Genomic DNA, 20725 nt, shown 5'->3' on the forward strand with positions numbered 1-20725 from the left:
CCTTCCCCGGAGGCTGATTTCGTGCACGACGACCGTCAACTCATCGAGGAGCGGCTCAGTCGCGCCCTGCGGGAGCGGCTCCGCCCCGCGATCTACGGCGCGGCCGTCCCACTGGACATCCAGGTGTGGCACGCACCCGGTGAGCCCGTGTCCCCCGCCGAGGCGCTGGCGCAGACCTACGAGAAGGCCGAGATCGGCCAGCCGTGGGGCCCGGCCTGGGGTACCGCCTGGTTCAAGTTCGGCGGCCAGGTGCCCGCCGAGTGGGCCGGCAACGAGATCGAGGCCGTCGTCGACCTCGGCTTCAGCGGCGGCCCCGGGTTCTCCGCCGAGGGCCTCGTGCACACCACCTCCGGCAGGCCGCTCAAGGGCCTGCACCCGCGGCAGACGTACGCGCCGCTGTCGATCCTCGGTCCGGACGGTTCGGCGGCCTCGGCCGGCGACCACATCGAGTTCTACGTCGAGGCGGCCGCGAACCCGGAGATTCCGCTCGACAACGCCTACGCGAAGACCGACATCGGCGCCGGACTGGGCGACCACCCGATCTACCGGCTGACCCGCGCGGACCTGGCGATCTTCAACGCCGAGGTGTGGGACCTGATCCTCGACCTCGAGGCGCTGGACAGCCTGCAGAAGGAGCTGTCGGTCCACGAGCCGCGGCGCAAGGAGATCCTGCGCGCGCTGAGCCGCTCCCTGGACGCCCTGAACTACGAGGACGTCGCCGGTACCGCCGCGGCCGCCCGCGCCGAGCTGACCGAGGTCCTGAGCCGGCCGGCGCACGCGAGCGCCCACCAGCTGTCCGCGGTCGGCCACGCGCACATCGACTCCGCCTGGCTCTGGCCGCTCCGGGAGACCCGCCGCAAGGTGGCCCGGACCGTGTCGAACGTCGCCACCCTCGCCGAGGAGTACCCGGAGCTCGTCTTCGCGTTCTCGCAGGCCCAGCAGCACGCCTGGGTGAAGGAGAACTACCCGGAGGTCTGGGAGCGGCTGAAGAAGGCCGTTGCCGAGGGCACCATCGTCCCGGTGGGCGGCATGTGGGTCGAGTCCGACACCAACCTGCCCGGTAGCGAGGCACTGGCCCGGCAGTTCGTGCACGGCAAGCGGTTCTTCCTGGACGAGTACGGGATCGACACCCAGGAGGTCTGGCTGCCGGACTCGTTCGGCTACACCGCGGCGCTGCCGCAGCTGGTCAAGCTGTCCGGGTCGAAGTGGTTCCTGACCCAGAAGATCTCCTGGAACAAGGAGAACAAGTTCCCGCACCACACCTTCTGGTGGGAGGGCCTGGACGGGACGCGGGTGTTCACGCATTTCCCGCCGATCGACACGTACAACTCCGACCTGTCCGGTCGCGAGCTCGCGCACGCGCAGCGGAACTTCCAGGAGAACGGCGCGGCGACCCGCTCGCTCGTCCCGTTCGGGTACGGCGACGGTGGTGGCGGACCGACCCGTGAGTTCGTCGCGACCGCGCGCCGGGTGGCGGACCTGGAGGCCTCGCCGAAGGTGACGATCGAGTCCCCGACCGAGTTCTTCACCGCGGCCGAGGAGGAGTACCGCGAGCACGCCCCGGTCTGGTCCGGCGAGCTCTACCTGGAGATCCACCGGGCGACGTACACCTCGCAGGCCAAGACCAAGCAGGGCAACCGGCGTACCGAGCACCTGCTCCGCGAGGCCGAGCTGTGGAGTGCCGCGGCGGTCGTCGCGGGCAAGCTTGACGCGTACCCGTACGAGGACCTCGACCGCCTGTGGAAGGTGGCGCTGCTGCACCAGTTCCACGACATCCTGCCGGGCTCCTCGATCTCGTGGGTGCACCGCGAGGCCGAGGCGACGTACGCGCGGGTGGCCGAGGAGCTGAACGCCATCATCGCGAAGGCCCAGCGGGCCCTGGCCGGTGACGGTTCGGAGCAGATCGTCTTCAACGCCGCGCCGCACGGCCGCAGCGGTGTCGCCGGCCTCGGTGCCGGTGTCGCGACCGTCGAGGGCCAGGACGTCACGGTCGAGAACGGCATCATCGACAACGGCCTGATCCGGGTCACCGTCGACGAGCGCGGCCTGATCACCTCGCTGTACGACATCGACTCGCAGCGCGAGGTCATCGCACCAGGTGCCGCGGGCAACCTTCTGCAGCTGCATGTGGACACGCCGAACAACTGGGACGCGTGGGACGTCGACTCGTTCTACAAGAACAACGTCCGGGACGTGACCGAGGTCGACAGCGTCGACTTCAGCACCGTGGACGGAGTCGCGACGGTCGTGGTCAAGCGGTCCTTCGGCCGGTCGACGGTGACCCAGACGCTGCGGGTCCGCCCGGGCGCCAAGCGGGTCGACATCGAGACCGAGATGGACTGGCACGAGTCGGAGAAGTTCCTCAAGGCGGCGTACCCGGTCGACGTACACGCGGACCGGTCCGCGTCCGAGACGCAGTTCGGGCACATCTTCCGGCCGACCCACCAGAACACCTCGTGGGACGCGGCGAAGTTCGAGATCGCGGCGCACCGCTGGGTGCACGTCGGCGAGCCGGGGTACGGCGTTGCCGTGGTCAACGACTCGACGTACGGCCACGACATCAACCGGACCGCGCGCGAGGACGGTGGTACGACCACGACGATCCGTACGTCGCTGATCCGGGCGCCGCGGTTCCCCGACCCGAAGACCGACCAGGGCGTGCACGTCGTGAACCACGCACTGGTCGTCGGCGCGGGTATTCCGGAGGCGATCGAGGAGGGCTACCGGATCAACCTGCCGGAGCGGGTCGTCAGCGGCGCCGGCCCGGTCGAGCCGATCGTTGCCGTTGACAACGACAACGTGATCGTCGAGGCGGTCAAGCTGGCCGACGACCGGTCCGGCGACGTCGTCGTCCGCCTGTACGAGTCGACCGGCGGCCGCTCCCGCGCCACCGTCACCCCGTCCTTCGCCGCCACCTCGGCGACGGAGGTCGACCTCCTCGAGCGCCACCTAGCAGACCGGGACCTGCAGAACAACGGAGTCACCTTCGAACTCCGCCCCTTCCAAATCCTGACCCTCCGCTTCACTCGTTCCTGAAACACCCGCTGGGGTCTGTGAACAGGCAATTGCTTGTTCCCAGACCCCAGCGCTTGTTCACACTTCCGCTCAGTCGGCTGATGTGACGTAGCCGGCGACCAGGGCGCCGAAGGCGGCCATGCCGCGGGCGCTGGGATGTAGTGGGGCGGCGGCGGACGACGGGATCAGGCCTTCGAGCCAGCGGTCGGTGATCGGGGCGCAGGCGTCGTGGCCGATGCTCGGGGTGCGGAGGTCGACGTACTGCGCTCCGTGCGCGGCCGACTGGGTCGCGAGCATCGCGTCGAGGCGGTCGATGGTCGCCTGCAGGTAGTTGGCGTCGACCGGCCAGACCGGGATCTCGGGGTAGCAGCCGTTCGGGCGAATGTACGTGCCGTATCCGGTGACCAGGATGCGCGCGTGCGGCGCGCGGCGGCGGATCTCGTCGAGCGCCTGACCGAACGGCGCGGCGGTCGCATCGATCCGGGCGGCGAGCTGATCGGTACCGCCCGCGGTGAAGCGCTCCTTGCAGGACGTACCGGCAGGCGGCGGCAGCAGGTTGATACAGGTGAGCGCCGCCGCCACCAGGCCGGTGTCGTTGCCACCGATAGCGACCGTCACCAGGTCGGTCGTCGGCTTCAGAGCGTCGTACTGCGGAGGCACGAAGCCGAACTGCTTCCCGCTGAAGTCCGGGATCACCGCACCGGAGCACGTGACATCGGTCAGCGTCGCGCCGAGTTGCTCCGCCGCGACGTGCGGGTAGTTCAAGCCCGAGCGCAGGCACGGTACGTCGACCTGCGGCGGGATCAACGGCCCCGCTGCCGAGGAGTCGCCGAGTGCGACGTACTCGAGCGGCCCGTCCGCCCGCGCCACACCTGGACCGCTCACCAGCCCGGCCACCAGCACACCCACCGCCAGCAGGACGCCTCGTCTCATCACCATCACCCTTCGCCGCCGTTCGGTCACTACCTTTGGGTAGTAATGTTCGACCCCAAAGCACCTGCCGGTCGCTGGGGCCGCGCCCAGACTTCGAGGGGTGATCGTTGTGACGGATCACAAGGAGCTGCGGTCCGGCGGCGTACCAGTGCACGAAATCCTCCGCACCGATCTCGCTGCCCTGGTCGACGGCGTACTGCGGCGACTGGTCGCAGACATCCCGCTGTACGCACAGTTGCCCGAGGAGGAGTTGCACGGCGACATCCGGCGGGTCACCGAGCGAACGCTGCGGGCTTTCGCCGAGACGTTCCGGACCGGCGTCGTACCGACCGACGCGGCCCTCGACCCGCTGCGCGAGTCGGCGACCCGCCGGGCCGAGGAAGGGGTACCGCTGGAGGCGCTGCTCGCGGCGTACCACCTCGGCGGGAAGGTGTGCGCGGACCACGTCGCGGCGCGGTTCCAGCCGTCGGAGCTCAGCGATGCGATCGCGCTCAACCGGCTGATCCTGGACTTCCTGCAGCGGGTGACCGCGGTGGTGTCCGCGAGCTACTTCGAGGAACGCCAGTCGATCGCCGGCGAGGACCAGGCGACCCGCCAGTCCGTCTTCGCGGCCCTGGTCGAGGGCCGTCCGCCCGAGGAGACCGCGGGCTTGCGGCTGCCGGCCGGGTACGTCGTCACCGGCCTGGCGATCGGTCCGCACCCGGACGAGAACCGCCCCGGCGTGGACCCGCAGATCGTTGCCCGCCGCAAGCTTCGACGGATCCGGGTCGAGCTCGATCGCATCCCCGGCGCGATGTCCGGCCTCTCGGCCGACGGCGGCATCGCCCTGCTCCCGAACCCGGCCCGCGCGGGAGGTGCTGCTACGGAGTGGGCCGGGCTCCGGGATCGGCTGAGCCGGGTTGCCGGGGTCGACATCACCCTCGCGGTCGCGACCACCGCACCGCAGGAGGTTCCGGCGGGAGTGGCGCTGGTGCGCGACCTGCTGGAGGTCGTACGGATTCACCGGCGGCCGCCGGGTGTGTACGAGCTGGACGATCTGCTGCTCGAGTACCAGCTGAGCCGGCCCGGGCCTGCTCGGGACCGGCTCGCGGAGATGCTGGCGCCGCTGGCCGGGCGGGACGATCTGCTGGCCACCCTGCGCAGGTATCTAGGCAACGCGCGCAACCGGCGGCAGACTGCGGTTGACCTGCACGTTCACGCCAACACCGTGGACTACCGGCTCCGGCAGGTCGGGCGGTTGACCGGTCTCGATCCGGTACGCGACGACCAGCTGCCCCGGATCGTCGCGGCCCTTGTCGCATTCGACGCCCAGTGATCGGCAACAGTTCACCCGGCTGACGTAGCGTAAAAGCATGGCTCCGACACCCTTGCTCGGTTCCCGGACGCTCGATCGGCAGACGGCGCGGACGTTGCCGCCGGGCCCGAAGCTGCCGACGCTCGTGCAGACCGTGCTGTTCGCGAGTCATCGCCGGACGTTCTTCCCGCGGATGCGGGCCAAGTACGGCGACGTGTTCACGATCCGGCTGGTGCCGTCGAGCCGTGTCTGCGTCGTACTGAGCCGGCCGGACCACATCCGCGAGGTGTTCGGCAGCCCGCCGTCGGTGATGCACGCCGGCGAAGGAAACACGGTGCTCGAGCCGATCATGGGCTCGCACTCGTTGCTGCTGCTGGACGACGAGGACCACGTCCGGATGCGTAAGCAGCTGATGCCGGCGTTCTCCGGCGCGGCACTGCGCGGGTACGCCGGGATGGTACTGGAGCTCGCCCGCGCCGAGGTGGCGAAATGGCCGGTCGGGCAACCGTTCAAGGTGCACCAGCGGATGCGGAACCTGACCCTGGAGATCATCCTGCAGGTGATCTTCGGCGTGACCGACGTCGACCGGCTGAACACGCTGCGCCCGTTGATGGACAAGATCGTCTCGGTGTCGCCGGTGATCATGCTCGGCGGGTTCTACCCGCCGCTGCTGAAGATCCGGCCGTGGAAGACGTTCCTGGACACCCAGCAGCGGATCGACGAGATCCTGTACGACGAGATCGCCGGCCGCCGCGAGACGTTTGCCGGGCGCAACGACGTACTGTCCCGATTGCTTGCCGCAGGCAACTGGTCGGACGTCGAGCTGCGCGATCAGCTGGTCACGTTGCTGCTCGCCGGGCACGAGACGACCGCGACCGCGATGGCGTGGGCGTTCCACGAGCTCGCGCGCCGGCCGGAGGACCTGCGGTTCGGGCAGCGGGCGGCCGATGCCGGCGCCGACGACGAACTGGAGGCGATCGTCAAGGAGGCTTTGCGGTTGCATCCGGTCGTGTACCAGGTCGGGCGGCGCCTCACCGGGACCGCCGACATCGCGGGCTACCGGCTGCCCCGCGGTACGACGATCATGGCCGCGATCGGTCTGGTCCACGGCGACGGCGAGAACTTCCCGAACCCGGCGGACTTCCGCCCGCAACGCTTCCTGTCCGACGATCCGCCCGCGCCCGGCACCTGGATGCCGTTCGGCGGTGGCGCCCGGCGCTGCATCGGCGCCGGATTCTCGCTGATGGAGGGCACCGAGATCCTCCGGGCGGCCCTCACCGCGTACAACTTCCAGGCCCCGAACCCGGCGCCCGAGCCGGCCCAGCCGAAGAACGTGACCCTGGTCCCCCGCCACGGCGCGGAGGTCCAGGTCACGAAGCGTTAGACGCCCTCTTGGCTCTCAGTCCTCGAGGTCGGTGACGTCGCCTAGGTCCACGTCGCGGTAGTTCCCGAGGTCCTCCTCGTCGTCGTCCTCCAGCTCGAAGTTGTCCTCGTCGTCGACGACGTGCACCGCCGCCTCCTCGGCGCCCGCGGCGGCGCCGTCGATGCCGACGTCCTCGGCGAACAGCTCGCCGTCCTCGTCCTCGTGGGCGCCCTCGTCGCTCGCGACCAGCCGGCCGGAGCGGGCCACGCCGACCTCCGGGCCGCCGACGTCCTCGCCGTCCTCGGCGTACGGGTCGACGTCCGGCTCTTCCTGCGCGATCCGCTGGTCCAGCGTCTCGCCCTGCAGCGCCTCGTCGGCCGTCGTACCGAAGCCCTCGCCCGCGGACCACTTCTCCGGCGGCGAGTACCCCTCGTCGAGCAGGTCGTCCACGCCACGGTCGTTCAGGGTGTCCCCCGGCTGCAGCTGATCCTCGTCGTCCACGGAGTAGCTGCCGTAGTCCTCACGGTTGTTGTCGCTCATGCCTCCACCTCGCTACGCTCGGCTCCGGCCTGAGCGACTATGTCGGCTCTGCTGTCTGTTCGCTCGCTCCGCTCGCTCATGGGGCAACCTTGGCGCGTCGCAACCGTCGGAATCAAGCTCGACGGAGAATGGGGCCCGTGGATCCGGTCAGGCTGACGTTGGACCAGTTGCGGGAGCTGCGGGACGACATCGCGCCGCGGGCCGCCCAGCGGTCGCGGGCCTCGATCCGGCGGCGGGTCGAGCGCTGGCGCAGCCGGGCGTTCTTCATCGCCCAGTGTGCGCTCGCGGCCGGCGTCGCGTGGGCGCTCGCCCGGTACGTCGTCGGCCACAAGCAACCGTTCTTCGCACCGGTCGCGGCGATGGTCTGTCTCGGGTTCAGCTTCGGGCAGCGGCTCCGCCGGGTCGCGGAGGTGATGGTCGGCGTCGCGGTCGGGGTCGGCGTCGGCGACCTCTTCGTGAAGGCGTTCGGTACCGGTGTCGCCCAGCTCGTCTTCGTGATCGCGCTCGCGATGAGTATCGCCGTACTGCTCGGCGCAGGGAACCTGATGACCACCCAGGCCGGGGTCCAGGCGGCCATCGTCACGACCCTGCTGCCCAACCCGAACGCCGGGTTCAGCCGTTGGCAGGACGCCGCACTCGGCGGGCTGGTCGCGCTGGCGGCCGCCACGATCGCCCCGGCCGCGGCGATCCGGCGCCCCCGGCAACAAGCCACCGGGGTCCTGACCGAGCTGGCCGAAATCCTGAACGAGACCGCGGACGGCCTGCGGTCCCGGGACGAGGAGGCGCTCACCGATGCGCTCCGCCGTGCCCGCGGCAGCGAGTCCCGGCTCGACGACCTGCGCAGCGCCGCCGACGAAGGGGTTGCGGTCGTCCGGCTGTCCCCGTTCCGGCGCCGGCACCGTGGGCGGGTCCAGCAGATCGCCGACCTGGTCGTACCGCTGGACCGCGCGATCCGGAACACCCGCGTACTGGTCCGCCGCTGCGCCGTGTCGGTGTGGCGCGACGAAGGGATGCCGGACGAGTACCCGATGCTGCTCGAGCGCCTCGCGGACGGTACCCGGCTGATCGGCGAGTCGCTGTTCGAGCCCGCCGCCGACGTCGCCGCACACCGCGTGCTCGGCGAGCTCGGCCGTCGTACGGCGGAGCTGCCGCTGCCGACCGGCCTGTCCGCCGTCGTCGTCCTCGGCCAGCTCCGCTCCACCATCATCGACCTGCTCGAACTCACCGGCACGTCCTACGACGACGCCCGCAAGCTGGTCCCGCTGCGCCTGGACGGGCTCGACGAGAACTAGGGCGTGTCTCCCGGCCCCACGCCTAGTGACTCAGGTCACAGCGGATTCTCCCGTCATACCTCGTCACTCTCCGCGTCTCACCGGCATGACGATCCACCGACTGATGACCACGATGGCCACCGAGCAGGTTCGTGACCTCGAGGACCTGCTGGACCTCACCCAGACCCCCGACGACCGGAACGACGCCGCCGCCGAGCAGTAAGGCGCGAGCCGGACGAACGGATCCCGGCGGCGCGCCCGGACGGTCTGGCCCACCGAGCCAGACCGCACGGATGTCGCACACAACGCAGAGGCGCCCCGTGCGAGGCGCCGCCGGATCCGTAGGCGCACCGCCACAGAGGTGCGCCGCACCACCCGCCGATCATCCTGACGCCGTTTGCGCGAGGCTCAGGCTGATCGGCGGGTGGTTTTAGTTGCCAGCAGCAACCGTGATCTCGGTGGTCACCGAGTTCGCGATGAAGCACTCCTGGTGCGCGAGGTGATGGATCCTCGCGATCGTCTCCGCGTCCGGCTCGTCGCCGTTCCAGACGATCTTCGGATGCAGCGTCACCTGCGTGATCGCCAGCCGGCCCGCCTCGTTCTTGTCCATCACGCCGACCGCATGGTCGTCGTACGCGTCCACCACCAGCCGCTTCCGGGCCGCGATCGACAGGAACGTCAGCATGTGGCAGGACGACAGCGCCGCCACGAACGCCTCTTCCGGGTCGACCGGCCCCGGGTTGCCCAAGTACTTCGGGTTCGCCGAGGCCGGGACCGTGATACCGCCGTCGAAGCGCCACTCGTGGTCGCGGTTGTAGCTGTCGTAGGCGAAGTCGTACTCACCACGGCTCCAGCTGACATCGACCACGTGCTCCGACATGCAGGGTCATCCTTCCGAAAGTGCCGCCTTCGCGGCTGCGGTGACGGGATTGCATCGTACGGGAGTGTGCCCCGGCAGCTTGGCGACGTAGTCGCTGTCGTACCGGGCGGCCATACCCGCGACCGGGAAGTCCGTGGTCACCCACTGCGCGCCACTGGCCAGCGCGATCCCGAGCCGGGTGTAGTCCTTGTCGCGGATCGTCGCCATCGGCTCGTCGGAGCGAGTACGGACCAGGTAGCCCTTCGTCACCAGCCGCTGGATCTCGGCCTGGTTCGCGCCGCGCGGGTCGTTCACCTCGGTGACCGCCGCGTCCGGAGCACCCTCCGGCCCGCGGGTGAAGACCGCCCGGCCTTCCAGGTTCGGCTTGCCGGCTGTGTAGGTGTCACGGATCTCACCGGGACCGCCGTTGTCGAAGTAGAACATCACCTGACCGCGGACGCTGCTCAGCTTCGGCCAGCCCTGCGTCAGCACGGACTGCTCGAGCGTCAGGCCGGGCTTGCGGACGTCGTCCGGCGTGAGGATCTGGTTCTCGCTGAACACCGAACGGATCTCGGTGTCGACGCTGTCCAGGTTCGCGGCGTCCCACGGCGGCGCCTTCACCCCGCCGGCTGCGACGACGGCAGGGTCGGACTGCTTCAGTTCGAGGTTGATCGCGATCGGCACGTGCGCCGGGTGCGCGTCGGACCAGGTCTTCACCTGCTGCAGGCAGAGGACGAACGTGTCGCAGTTCGTGTTGTAGTCGAAGTCCGGGATGTGCATGACCTTGATCCCGGGCTTCGCCATCGCCGGGTCGGTCAGCGGTCCCTGCCCGGTCAGCTTCCGGATCAGCGGGTAGGTGTACAGCCCGCCCTGCGGATCGGGGTACAGGTCGAGCTCCAGCGCGCGGACGTTCTGGTCCTCGAGCTGCTGGGAGATCGGAGCGTGCGAGTACCAGAGGTCGACGGACCCCGGGTTCTGCTGCAGCTGCACCTTCTGTTCGGCCGGGCTGAGCTCGCGGTGGTAGGAGTTGTGCGACCCGACCACCTGGATCTGGTTCAGCCGCAGGTCACTGCCGGTGGCCTGCGCGTTCTGCGCGCCGGGCCGGCTGATCGCCGTACCGGCGACTCCTGCCGCGGCGAGCGCGACGGACGCGACACCGGCCACCATGGACTTGTTGATACGCATAGGTTCTGCTTCCCCTCCGTCATGATCAACTGACGGCAATCTGTCATACAGAGGGTGGCAACGTTGTCCCTTTCGACGTGGACAATAACGTCATGGTGACATCTGGGGCGTACCCGCTGCGCCGGACGCCGACCCAGGACCGGGCCAGCCGGCAGGTCGAGCGGATCCTGGACGCGGCCTGTGCCGAGGTGGTCGAGCGCGGGTACGACGCGGCGTCGACGAGCGGGATCGCGAAGCGGGCCGAGATCGCGGTCGGCAGCGTCTACCGGTACTTCCCGGACAAGCGCAGCCTGATCCAGGCGATCGAGCGCCGGAACCAGGCTCGCTACACCGAGGCGGTGAGCGAGCGGCTGGCCGACGTGACCAGCTGGCGGGCAGCGGTCGACGTCACGCTGGACACGTTCCGGGAGATGCACCGGACGGACCCGGGCTTCAGGGCCGTCGTGCTGAGCGGGCTCGGCGACCCGGAGCTGGAGGCGAAGCCGGGCGAGTTCGACGACCAGCACGCCGGCGAGTTCGCGGAACTGCTGGCCGCACGGTTCGGGGCCCGCGACTCGCGGGACTTCCGGCTGGCGGTGACGCTGAGCATCACGATGGGCGAGGCGCTCGCGCACCTCGCGGACAGGTTGTCCGCGGACGAGGCGGAGTACGTCCTGGATCAGGGCCGGCCGGTGCTGTACGGCCTGCTCGCCCCGCATCTTCCTGCTTGAGCCAGGGAGTTGGCTCAAGCAGGTGTTCGGTCAGGCTGCCGTAGCGGAGTACGGGCCGAGGGTCGGCCAGTGGCTGACCCGGCCGGCCAGGCGCGCCCGGCGCGGGTTCCGGACGTCGTACGCGACGATCACCCGGTCACCCTTGGTGTAAGTAATCCTGCTCCCGGCCGGGAACTTGCGAGCGACCTCGTACGGGCCCTCACCCCGGCGGGTGTAGTACTCGACGATGACCTCGGTGTAGATCGCCGGGGCACCGCTCTCCAGCTGGCCGCGGACCGGGCCACGAACCCGGATCACTCGTCCCGCGGTCTTCTCTTCCGTGCCGGTGGGGATTTCGTTCCGGCGCAGGCCGGCCAGGACCTCGGTCACGATGAAGGCCGCGACCACCAGCACCAGGCCGAACCCACCTAGTACAACGATCGTCAACATGGCACTCACCCCCGACGCGCCGCCCGCGAGCGACGCGGTCGTTTGTCGAAACTGCCTTGAGCGGCTTTTGCCACTCACCGGTGGGACGCCACCGGACTTCACTTGGTTCCGTAGAACTTCACGGAACTTTTACAGGGCCACTTTTTCGTCTACAGGTCCATAGTAGAGTCCGGTGGAGCGGTGTTGCTAGAGGTAGAGTTGACCTGTAGTTGTCAGATTTCGCCCATTCCGAACTGGTACGCGGGCGGTACCGGCCGCTGTGTGCCCAGCGCCTCCTCGGCGGCCAGCCAGTAGTCGGTGAGCGGGTTCGCGCCCTCCCGGACGGTGGCCAACTGGATGCCGGCGGCCAGCAATTCATGGGCTTTCGCCGGATTTCCGGTCTCCAGGGCATGCCTTACCCGGAGCAGCTGCACCTGCGGGTCGTCCGGCGCGTGCTCGAGCATCCGCTCGGCCCGCAGTACGTCGGTGTCGAGAGCAGCCGTGACCGCCTCCACTACCAGCGGTACCAGGTCGGGCCGCAGCTCGACGGCGCGCTCGTAGTAGTCCAACTCGTGCGTAACTACACCGAGGTTGCGTAGAGCCCAGGCGTTGTCCCCGGACCGCCGCCACGCCTCCACGGCACCGTCCTCGTCGCCGTAGTAGTGCCGCGCGACGCCCCGGTGGTACCAGACGAGCCAGTTGTCCTCAGCCGCCTCCAGCAACTCGCGCCACGCGACCAGGGTTCCGTCCGGTACGTCGTCCGCCGCCGGCAACTGCCCGTCCAGCAGCGGCAACCACGCCCGCTCCCGCGCCGACAAGGTGTCCTCATCGAACGGCGTACCGTCCGACACGACCCACCCGGTCCGTAGCAACTCCAACGCACCCCACCCGGACCCGACCGCCAACCGCTCCACCGGCGCCGCATCGGCGACGCGCAACCACTCCCGCTCCCGCCCCGCCAAACCGTCCAGCAGCGGACCGACAGCCGCCGCACCCCCCGACCGAGCTGCCTTCCAGTCCTGGGAGTGCGCAACCCCGGCGTCCATGGAAAGAGGTCCGTACGCCTCGAGCCAGCTCCACGACGTGTTACCCGACAGCCTCAGATGCTCCATCTGCGTCCGCGCGAGCCCCGCCTGGATCTCGGCGTACCCGTCCCCTTCGAGACCCGGCGAGAGCCACTCCTGCCACCGCCGCCCACCGTCGCCCTGCCCCCACACGAACAACTTCCGCCCGATCAACCGCTCGGTCGACGCCTGTACGAGTCCGTTGCCGGAGCCGTCGACGGAAGCGATCCACGACCGCTGTCCTGCCAACGGCTCGAAGAAGTAGTCGACCGCGCGCGGATGCCGCATCGGGTACGTCAGCTCGGGGTCCACCTCGATCAGCTCCAGCCGGCTCCCGTACCCGTACCGCCAGGCCTGGTCCGCCGGTACCAGCACCCGCCGATCGGCCGACTGCGGTACGGCGATGTTCGACCACCAGTACGCCGGGACGTCCACGTCGGACGGGTTCTGCAGCCGTACGCCGACGTACAGGAACTCGGAGTCCTCCGGCAGCCAGAAGTCGAGCTGGGTGACGAGATTCCGGGTCCGCTCGAGCTCCCACAGCCGCAGCACCGGCGTACCGTCCGGCCCTTCGACCCGCGCAGCGTGCATCGGCGCACAGGTACCGGTCCAGTGGCCGGTACTCCCGACGTTCCACTCGACGCCACCTGCGAACCAGGCGTTGCGAAGCGCGAGGTTCGCGGGCTGGAACACCGGGTTGCGGTAGAGCAGCTCGGTGCCGTGGTGGACCAGCGAATACAGCCGACCGCCGAGAGTCGGCAGCACGGTCGCGCGAACGTGGTCGTTCTCGAGCACCAGCGCGGGCAGCTCGGTCTCGACGAGCGTGCGGTCGTACCCGTCCTGGTTCAGGCACGGCAGTGGGCTGTGCAACCGCCCGTACTGAATGTTCTCCCGCAGCTCGGCCGGGAGTTCGGCAAGGTTCTCGACCTGGTGGACCTCCTGCTGGGAGCGCAGCGGCGGCAGCGGGTTCTCCGGACCGAGCGAAGCTGCGGGAAGTACGAGGTTTTGCGCAGAAAGGATCGTCACAGCCACATCTTCGCAAGTGCGCTATACATGGTCGGCATGGACGCTGATGTGATCGTCGTCGGGGCGGGGCTGGCCGGGCTGGCGGCGACCGCGGAGTTGGCCGATGCGGGCCGGAAGGTGCTGCTGCTCGACCAGGAGCCTGAGGCCTCACTCGGTGGGCAGGCGTTCTGGTCGTTCGGGGGCCTGCTGTTCGTCGACTCGCCGGAGCAGCGGCGGATGGGGATCAAGGACTCGCGGGAGCTCGCGCTGCAGGACTGGCTCGGGTCCGCGGGGTTCGATCGGCTGGACGACGAGGACAAGTGGGCCCGGCAGTGGGCCGAGGCGTACGTCGACTGGGCCGCCGGTGAGAAGCGGCCGTGGCTACACGCCCAAGGCGTGCGGTTCTTTCCGGTTGTGGGATGGGCCGAGCGGGGCGGGTACAACGCCGACGGGCACGGGAATTCGGTGCCGCGCTTCCACATCACCTGGGGTACGGGACCGGGGCTCGTCGCGCCGTTCGAGCGGCGGGTGCGGGAGGCGGTTGCGAAGGGGCTGGTCGAGTTCCGGTTCCGGCATCGCGTCGACGAGCTGACCGTGACGGGCGGCGTGGTCGACGGTGTCGCGGGCAAGGTGCTCGAGCCCAGCGACGTACTGCGGGGAGTGTCCAGTTCGCGGGTCGAGGTCGGGGACTTCGACCTGAAGGCGCAGGCCGTGATCGTCACGTCCGGCGGGATCGGCGGCAACCACGACCTGGTCCGGCAGCAGTGGCCGAAGCGGATGGGTGAACCACCGAAGCGGATGATCAGCGGCGTACCGGCGCATGTCGACGGGCGGATGCTCGCGATCACCGAGCGGGCCGGCGGCCGGTATGTGAACCGCGACCGGATGTGGCACTACACCGAAGGCATCCAGAACTGGGACCCGATCTGGCCGCAGCACGGGATCCGGATCCTGCCCGGGCCGTCGTCGCTCTGGTTCGATGCCACCGGCAAGCGACTGCCGGTACCGTTGTTCCCCGGCTTCGACACGCTGGGGACGCTCGAGCACATCATGACGACCGGGTACGACTACACGTGGTTCGTGCTGACCCAGAAGATCATCGAGAAGGAGTTCGCGCTCTCCGGTCAGGAGCAGAACCCGGACCTGACCAACAAGGACATCAAGGGCGTCCTCGGCCGGGCCCGTGGTGGCGCGACCGCGCCGGTGCAGGCGTTCATGGACAAGGGCGCGGATTTCGTTGTCCGCGGCAACCTTCCGGACCTGGTCCGGGGGATGAACGACCTGACCGGCGACAACCTGATCGACCTCGATGACCTGGAGCGGCAGATCGTCGCGCGGGACCGCGAACTGACCAACACGTTCACCAAGGACCTACAGGTGACCGCACTCCGCGGTGCCCGCAACTACCGCGGCGACAAGCTGATCCGGGTCGCGTCACCGCACCGGATCCTCGACCCGAAGGCCGGCCCGCTGATCGCCGTACGGCTAAACATCCTCACCCGCAAGTCGCTGGGCGGCCTGCAGACCGACCTCGACTCCCGGGTACTGCGAGCCGACGGCACTCCACTGCCGGGCGTCTACGCGGCCGGTGAGGTCGCGGGCTTCGGCGGCGGCGGCATCCACGGCTACCGCTCCCTCGAAGGCACCTTCGTCGGCGGCTGCCTGTTCACCGGCCGTACGGCTGGTCGCGCCGCCGCCAAGTCGGTGAGCTGACAGTTGGCCGAGATCATCTACAGACACCGGCCGGTCTCGCGCCGGGCGTGGCTCTGGCCGATCGTGCTCTGGGCATTGGCGACCACCGGCCTGCTGCTCGGCTCCGAGGTCGAGCTCACCGGGAACCAGGTGGGCCTTGCGGTATTCGGTCCCTCGGGAGTGTTCGGCATCTGGCTGCTGAGTCTGGCGGCCCTCACCTGGCGCGGCACCGTCACCATCACCCGGCAGACCCTGCGCGTCGGGTCGGACCGGGTTCCGGTCGCGGCGATCGAACCCGACTGGGTGCGCATGCTGGCCGCGAGGGCCACCCCGGAGCTGGCCGCACGCGTCGGCGCTCAGGCGTCGCAGGTCGCGGCCGAACGGCAGGCCGACAGACGCAGGGGCCGGCTGCTCGGTGGAGCCTACGGAGCGTCCTTCTGCGACGAGTTGGTAACCCTTGAGGTTCGCAACGACCGGACCGGACGATTCGAGCGGGCCAGCCTGCCCGCCCGTGACAGGCCAGGCCTGCTGGCCGGCCTGCTCACCGCACTCGACCAGCAGGAGTAGTCCCGGATGCCAGCCGGGCACCGCGAGATGTGTGTCGTGATCCCATATCAGGAGCGACAGCGGACTCCTAGCGTGACGCCATGCGCCGTCTCATCATCCTGCTCACCGCCACTGTCCTGCTCACAGGTCTGACTGTGCCGGCCGATGCTCACCGCGCGGCTCGCGTCCCGGGTGCGGAGTACCAGGAGGTCGCGCAGCTCGACGACCTCACCACGTCGGGCACGGTCGCGTCCGGGCATACGAATCCAGCCGACTATGCGGGCCTCACCCACTCGGGCTTGCCGCAGCAGTCCGGCGTACCAGGGGTGCAGATCGACGGGTACTTCCCGGACAGCTCGCACACCAACACCAACCACGGCTGGAACCACGACTCTCAGTTCGTGATCCGGCTGCCGCGGACGTGGAACGGCGGGCTCGTGGTCTCCGGGTCTCCCGGCGTACGGGCGCAGTACGCGAACGACAAGGCGATCTCCGACTACGTGCTCTCGCTCGGCTACGCGTACGCCGCGACCGACAAGGGGAACACCGGCGCGGGCTTCTACACCGACGGCGTCCGCCCCGGCGACGCGATCGTCGAGTGGAACAACCGGATGACCCAACTGACGCGGGCGGCCCGTGCGACGGTCGCGCAGTACTACGGACATCCGGCGCGTGACGTGGTTGCCGCCGGGATCTCGAACGGTGGCTACCTGGTCCGCTGGCAGCTCGAGAACCACCCGGAGCTGTACACCCGCGGCGTCGACCTCGAAGGCACGCTGTGGACGGCCGACGGACCGAACCTGTTCACCTACTTGCCCCAGGCAATCAAAGGCTACGAGCTGCACGATCCGGCGCGGATCGTGGCGGGCGGCTTCGACCCGAAGTCCGATTTCCTCTGGGACTACCACTACAACGTCTACTGGAAACTCACCCAGCGCATCTACACCGCCGAGCTCGACCCGACCTACACCGGCAGCGAGGCCGACTACAGTTACGCCGAGCGGCCCGAGGCGCATCAGGCCGTGCGGCGGATCGCGCTCACCGGCAAGATCGGGAAGCCGCTGATCACCATCCAGGGCACGTACGACAGCCTGCTTCCGATCACCCAGGACTCGGACGTCTACAGCGAGATGGTGCACCGAGCCGGACGCGGGCAGCTGTTCAGGTACCAGCGGGTCGAGGCGGGCAATCATGTCGACGGACTCGTCGACGCCTACCCCGACCGGCTGGTACCGCTGGTACCGCTCTTGCAGCAGGCGATCAGAACACCATCGTGAGCAGGTCGGCGAAGAGTTCCTGTTCGTCGACCTCCAGACCGCGGTTGGTGAACCAGGCCGCCATGTTGTGACAGTCGCGCAGCAGGAAGTCCATCCCCTTCGGGTTGCCGACGATGTCGACGACCTGAGGGAGGTCGATCATCACGATCCGGTCGGCCTGCGCGAGGACGTTGTACGGCGAGAGGTCGCCGTGCGCGAGCCCCGCGCGGGCCAGTTCGCGCATCGCGCCGCGAAGCTGCTCGAAGTACAGCTCGAGCACGTCCTTGGCCGGCCGGACCTGGGCGAGCCGTGGTGCGGCGCCGCCCTCGCCGTCGTCGATGAACTCCATCAGCAGTTCGGTGCCGTCGACCTGGACCGGGTACGGCACCGGGACGCCGGCCTTCCACAGCCGGTTGAGGGCCTCCCACTCGGCGTACGCCCAGCCGCCGGCCGCGACGCTGCGCCCGTGGGCGGTCTTCTTCGCCATCGCCCGGCTGTCCCGGCTGTTCCGGGTCCGCCGGCCCTCGACGTACGACGTACTGCGATGGAAGGACCGGTGCTCCTCGGTGCGGTACCGCTTCGCGGCCAGCAGCGAGGACTTCGCCGGGTTGTCGCCGATGGCTTCGACGGCCCGTTCGACCAGGAAGACGTCGGCTTCCTTACCGGTTTTGAGGACGCCGAGCTCGGTATCGATCGCAGCCTGTTCCGTCACAACCCATGAAGGGCGTGGTTCCGGGCCGCGAGAACCGCGCTCGACGTCCAGCCAGGTGGACCACCGCTGGTCCGGGCCCAGGTGCTCGTCGACGGAGTGGAACTTGAAGACGAAAGCGTCGGCCGGATCGGGGTCTGAGTAGTTATCGGTGAGTTCGTACTCGGGAAAAGACAACGGAGTTGCTCCTGAACCGTGAAGTGGGATGGGTGCGGACATGCCGCAGCACAGTGATGGCCATCCGTCAGCCCTCCTTCGGTCCAGGCAGCGTGCGTCGCCGCTCGGTCAACCCAGGATGCCCGCGACCCGCGGACCCCGCAACGTATTTACCGCAGCTGCGACCGCGACGTCGGACTCAGCCGCAGCTCCTGCATCGGCTTGACCGAGCGGCAGACGAGTTCGGGGAGCACCTGCTGCTGCCAGACCCGGGACGCGGCCAGTTGCCGGCGGTGTTCGTCGTACGCAGAGCTGCCGGGGAACCGGGCGAACCAGGCGAGCACCACCTCGTCCCGCAACGGCAGCTGCGGAAAGTTGTTCTCGGCAACCAAACTCTCGAACACCGCGACCGGCGCGGCCCCGGTCGCGGTCAGGACCGGCGCGACGTGATCGGTGAAGTACTCGACGAATCCGTCGTCCGCGGCGCCGCGGTGATACACGGCCCCCGCGATCACCGGCTGCCCGGTGGGTTCGGTGCGCGGCGCGTCCAGCGCCGGATAGCCCGCGCCCAGGTGCACAGGCTTCAGCAGCAGGGCGTTGTCCGAGTCGATCATCGTCGCGTTGGCGGCCGCTGCGTGCGCGCGCCAGACCGGGCCGTAGTAGAAGGAGTTCAGCGCGTCCGCGCGGGCCGGCAGGTCGCGGAAGCCGCGGATCCAGACGAACCGGTCCGGGTCGTCGAGATCGCGGAACTGACCGGCGATGTGCATCCCGGTCGCCTCCTGCCCCTCGACGAAGTATGTGTCGAAGAGGTCGATCAGGGTGTCACGCTGCCCGGGATGCAGCGTGTACTGGCGTAGGTCGGCAACGGCGCAGCATTCGTTCATGGGCAGCATCCAACCAGCGAAACCTGACAGTTACTGTCAGGCGACGGTCGTTTGAAACACCCGTAACAGGGCAGTACTTGAACTCGCTCCAGGAGTTTGATGGGGTGGAGTCGGTGGTCGAGCCCCCTGCCACCCGCACTGCACGACGACACGACGAGGTATCTCCCGTGACGATCGCAGCAACCGAAGACAAGCAGACAATCGCCGACGCCACCCACGAGCTGCTGCTCGAGGCGGACCGGGTCCCCGATCCCCGGCACCAGGCGTGCCTCGACCAGGTCGTGTTACTGAACGCACCGGTCGCGCGCTCCATCGCCTCCCGGTACCGCAGCAAGGGCGTCGACGCCGACGACCTCGAACAGGTCGCGTACCTGGGCCTGGTGAAGGCCGCCAACGGGTACCGGCTCGACGCGGACACGGCTTTCCTGTCGTACGCCGTACCGACGATCCGTGGCGAGCTGAAACGGTACTTCCGCGACTGCGCCTGGACGATCCGCCCGCCGCGGCGGGTCCAGGAGATGCAGGGCAACATCGCCGCCGCGGAACCCGAGCTGATCCAGCGGCTCGGTCACGTGCCGACCGACGAGGAGACCGCGGCGGCGCTCGGCACCGACCCGTCCGAGGTCGCCGAGGCCTCCTCGGTGCGCGGCTGCTTCAGCACGCTGTCCCTGGACGCGCCCGGTTCGGCCGACGGCGGGACGAGCCTGGTGGAGACCGTCGCGGACGCCGAGGACGGGTACGACCTGGTCGAGAACGTGCACACGCTGACGCCCGCAGTGGCGAACCTCGGCGACCGGGACAAGCGGATCCTCCAGCTCCGGTTCTGCAACGGCTTCACCCAGGAGGAGATCGGGCAGGAGCTCGGCGTCAGCCAGATGCAGGTCTCCCGGCTGCTCCGCAACATCCTCGACACTCTCCGCACCGACCTGGCCGGAACTGTTTCGCGGTAGCGTCACGGTGTGGACTTCGAGGAGGCGGCGGATGCGGTGTACGCGGCGCCGGCGGCCGATTTCATTGCTACTCGCAACGAGCTGGCCAAACGGCTGAAGGCCGACGGCGACCCGCTCGGGTCGACCCGGCTGAAGGCGCTGCGCAAGCCGACGGTCGCGGCCTGGGTCGCGAACCTGGTCGCCCGCAAGCTGCCCGACCAGCTCGACGACCTGCTCGCGCTCGGCGACGAGTTCCGGGCGGCGACCGCCGACCTGGACGGCGACCGGCTGCGCGAGCTGACGCCGAAGCGTCATCAGGTGCTGGACCAGCTGACGAAGGACGCTGCCCGGCTGGCCGGGGACGAGGGGCAGAAGCTCAGCGCCGACGTCACGCAGAAGCTGCGCGAGACGCTGGACGCCGCGCTGATCGACCCGGCTGCCGGTGACGCCGTACGCGAGGGGCGGCTGAGTAGTGCGCTGCGGCATGTCGGCTTCGGGGTCGTCGACGAGAACGGCGAGCCGTCGAACGTCACACCGCTCACGGACGAACGTCGCAAGGCTGCCCGGGACCGGCGCAAGACACAGCAGGCCGAGGAAGCCGAGCAGTCGGCGGCAGCCGGCAAGAAGCGCGACGCCGAAGAGCGGAAACGCGAGGAGCAGGAAGCACGGGAAGCCGCGGAGAAGGCCGAGGCCAAGCGGGCGTTCGAGGCGGCGGTCACCGCAGCCCAGGCGGCCGAAGCGAAGGTCGAGGAGCTGGACAACCAGCTGGACGAGGCCCGCGAGGCCCTCTCCGAGGCACAGGCCCTGGTACACCGCCTGGGCGCCGAACTGGACGAGGCGAGACGAGCGGCCCGCGAAGCCCAGAAGGAAAGCCGAGAAGCCCGCAAGCACTACAACCGACTGTAA

General features: G+C 69.2%; 18 protein-coding genes. 10 read left to right on the forward strand and 8 right to left on the reverse strand.

What is annotated here, in order from left to right; translation table 11 throughout:
* Nucleotides 1-21: 21 nt before the first annotated feature.
* Nucleotides 22-3036, forward strand: coding sequence for an alpha-mannosidase (locus ACZ5BU_RS19815; protein WP_465700762.1), 3015 nt, complete (start codon nucleotides 22-24; stop codon nucleotides 3034-3036).
* 69 nt (nucleotides 3037-3105) lie between these two features.
* On the opposite strand, the gene ACZ5BU_RS19820 is transcribed toward ACZ5BU_RS19815, so the two are convergent.
* Nucleotides 3106-3948 (reverse strand): SGNH/GDSL hydrolase family protein, encoded by an 843-nt coding sequence (locus ACZ5BU_RS19820; protein WP_465700764.1) that lies wholly within the window; start codon nucleotides 3946-3948, stop codon nucleotides 3106-3108.
* 109 nt (nucleotides 3949-4057) lie between these two features.
* Between ACZ5BU_RS19820 and ACZ5BU_RS19825 the strand changes: the two genes are divergently transcribed.
* Complete coding sequence (locus ACZ5BU_RS19825) at nucleotides 4058-5263, forward strand: PucR family transcriptional regulator (protein ID WP_465700765.1); 1206 nt, start codon at nucleotides 4058-4060, stop codon at nucleotides 5261-5263.
* Nucleotides 5264-5300: 37 nt separating this feature from the next.
* Nucleotides 5301-6626 carry a cytochrome P450 gene (locus tag ACZ5BU_RS19830; protein WP_465700766.1) on the forward strand — a complete coding sequence of 442 codons (1326 nt, stop codon included), beginning with the start codon at nucleotides 5301-5303 and terminating at the stop codon, nucleotides 6624-6626.
* Between the two features lie 15 nt (nucleotides 6627-6641).
* Here ACZ5BU_RS19830 and ACZ5BU_RS19835 read toward each other — a convergent pair whose 3' ends face one another.
* A complete protein-coding gene (locus tag ACZ5BU_RS19835) occupies nucleotides 6642-7145 on the reverse strand; it encodes a DUF5709 domain-containing protein (protein ID WP_465700768.1) in 504 nt (167 codons plus the stop codon).
* A 137-nt stretch (nucleotides 7146-7282) separates the two neighbouring features.
* Between ACZ5BU_RS19835 and ACZ5BU_RS19840 the strand changes: the two genes are divergently transcribed.
* The gene (locus ACZ5BU_RS19840; protein ID WP_465700769.1) at nucleotides 7283-8437 is read left to right on the forward strand and encodes an FUSC family protein; all 1155 of its coding nucleotides are present in this window, start codon (nucleotides 7283-7285) and stop codon (nucleotides 8435-8437) included.
* Nucleotides 8438-8846: 409 nt separating this feature from the next.
* Here ACZ5BU_RS19840 and ACZ5BU_RS19845 read toward each other — a convergent pair whose 3' ends face one another.
* The gene (locus ACZ5BU_RS19845; RefSeq protein ID WP_465700770.1) at nucleotides 8847-9296 is read right to left on the reverse strand and encodes an OsmC family protein; all 450 of its coding nucleotides are present in this window, start codon (nucleotides 9294-9296) and stop codon (nucleotides 8847-8849) included.
* 6 nt (nucleotides 9297-9302) lie between these two features.
* Nucleotides 9303-10460 (reverse strand): phosphatidylinositol-specific phospholipase C1-like protein, encoded by a 1158-nt coding sequence (locus tag ACZ5BU_RS19850; RefSeq protein WP_465700772.1) that lies wholly within the window; start codon nucleotides 10458-10460, stop codon nucleotides 9303-9305.
* A gap of 92 nt (nucleotides 10461-10552) precedes the next feature.
* On the opposite strand from ACZ5BU_RS19850, the gene ACZ5BU_RS19855 reads away from it, so the two are divergent.
* Complete coding sequence (locus ACZ5BU_RS19855) at nucleotides 10553-11170, forward strand: TetR/AcrR family transcriptional regulator (protein ID WP_465700773.1); 618 nt, start codon at nucleotides 10553-10555, stop codon at nucleotides 11168-11170.
* A gap of 30 nt (nucleotides 11171-11200) precedes the next feature.
* Here ACZ5BU_RS19855 and ACZ5BU_RS19860 read toward each other — a convergent pair whose 3' ends face one another.
* The gene (locus tag ACZ5BU_RS19860; protein WP_465700774.1) at nucleotides 11201-11599 is read right to left on the reverse strand and encodes a hypothetical protein; all 399 of its coding nucleotides are present in this window, start codon (nucleotides 11597-11599) and stop codon (nucleotides 11201-11203) included.
* Nucleotides 11600-11811: 212 nt separating this feature from the next.
* Entirely contained in the window at nucleotides 11812-13668 is a 1857-nt protein-coding gene (locus ACZ5BU_RS19865; RefSeq protein WP_465700776.1) for a DUF5107 domain-containing protein, read from the reverse strand.
* 36 nt (nucleotides 13669-13704) lie between these two features.
* On the opposite strand from ACZ5BU_RS19865, the gene ACZ5BU_RS19870 reads away from it, so the two are divergent.
* From ACZ5BU_RS19870 to ACZ5BU_RS19880, 3 genes are all read left to right on the forward strand, one after another.
* Nucleotides 13705-15360: an FAD-binding dehydrogenase gene (locus ACZ5BU_RS19870; RefSeq protein ID WP_465700777.1), complete on the forward strand. Its 1656-nt coding sequence runs from the start codon at nucleotides 13705-13707 to the stop codon at nucleotides 15358-15360.
* A 3-nt stretch (nucleotides 15361-15363) separates the two neighbouring features.
* A complete protein-coding gene (locus ACZ5BU_RS19875; protein WP_465700779.1) occupies nucleotides 15364-15906 on the forward strand; it encodes a hypothetical protein in 543 nt (180 codons plus the stop codon).
* An 80-nt stretch (nucleotides 15907-15986) separates the two neighbouring features.
* Nucleotides 15987-17162, forward strand: a complete 1176-nt coding sequence (locus ACZ5BU_RS19880; protein WP_465700781.1) for a 3-hydroxybutyrate oligomer hydrolase family protein — start codon at nucleotides 15987-15989, stop codon at nucleotides 17160-17162.
* On the opposite strand, the gene ACZ5BU_RS19885 is transcribed toward ACZ5BU_RS19880, so the two are convergent.
* On the reverse strand, nucleotides 17146-18027 hold the full coding sequence (locus ACZ5BU_RS19885; protein ID WP_465700783.1) for a serine protein kinase RIO: 882 nt from the start codon (nucleotides 18025-18027) through the stop codon (nucleotides 17146-17148). The two genes, ACZ5BU_RS19880 and ACZ5BU_RS19885, sit on opposite strands and share 17 nt — an antisense overlap.
* 149 nt (nucleotides 18028-18176) lie before the next feature.
* Nucleotides 18177-18890 carry an NIPSNAP family protein gene (locus ACZ5BU_RS19890; RefSeq protein ID WP_465700785.1) on the reverse strand — a complete coding sequence of 238 codons (714 nt, stop codon included), beginning with the start codon at nucleotides 18888-18890 and terminating at the stop codon, nucleotides 18177-18179.
* Nucleotides 18891-19057: 167 nt separating this feature from the next.
* Here ACZ5BU_RS19890 and ACZ5BU_RS19895 point away from each other — a divergent pair, with 167 nt between their 5' ends.
* The gene (locus tag ACZ5BU_RS19895) at nucleotides 19058-19840 is read left to right on the forward strand and encodes a sigma-70 family RNA polymerase sigma factor (RefSeq protein WP_465700786.1); all 783 of its coding nucleotides are present in this window, start codon (nucleotides 19058-19060) and stop codon (nucleotides 19838-19840) included.
* A 9-nt stretch (nucleotides 19841-19849) separates the two neighbouring features.
* Nucleotides 19850-20725: a hypothetical protein gene (locus ACZ5BU_RS19900; protein WP_465700787.1), complete on the forward strand. Its 876-nt coding sequence runs from the start codon at nucleotides 19850-19852 to the stop codon at nucleotides 20723-20725.

The organism is Kribbella sp. NPDC031520 (assembly GCF_055580825.1).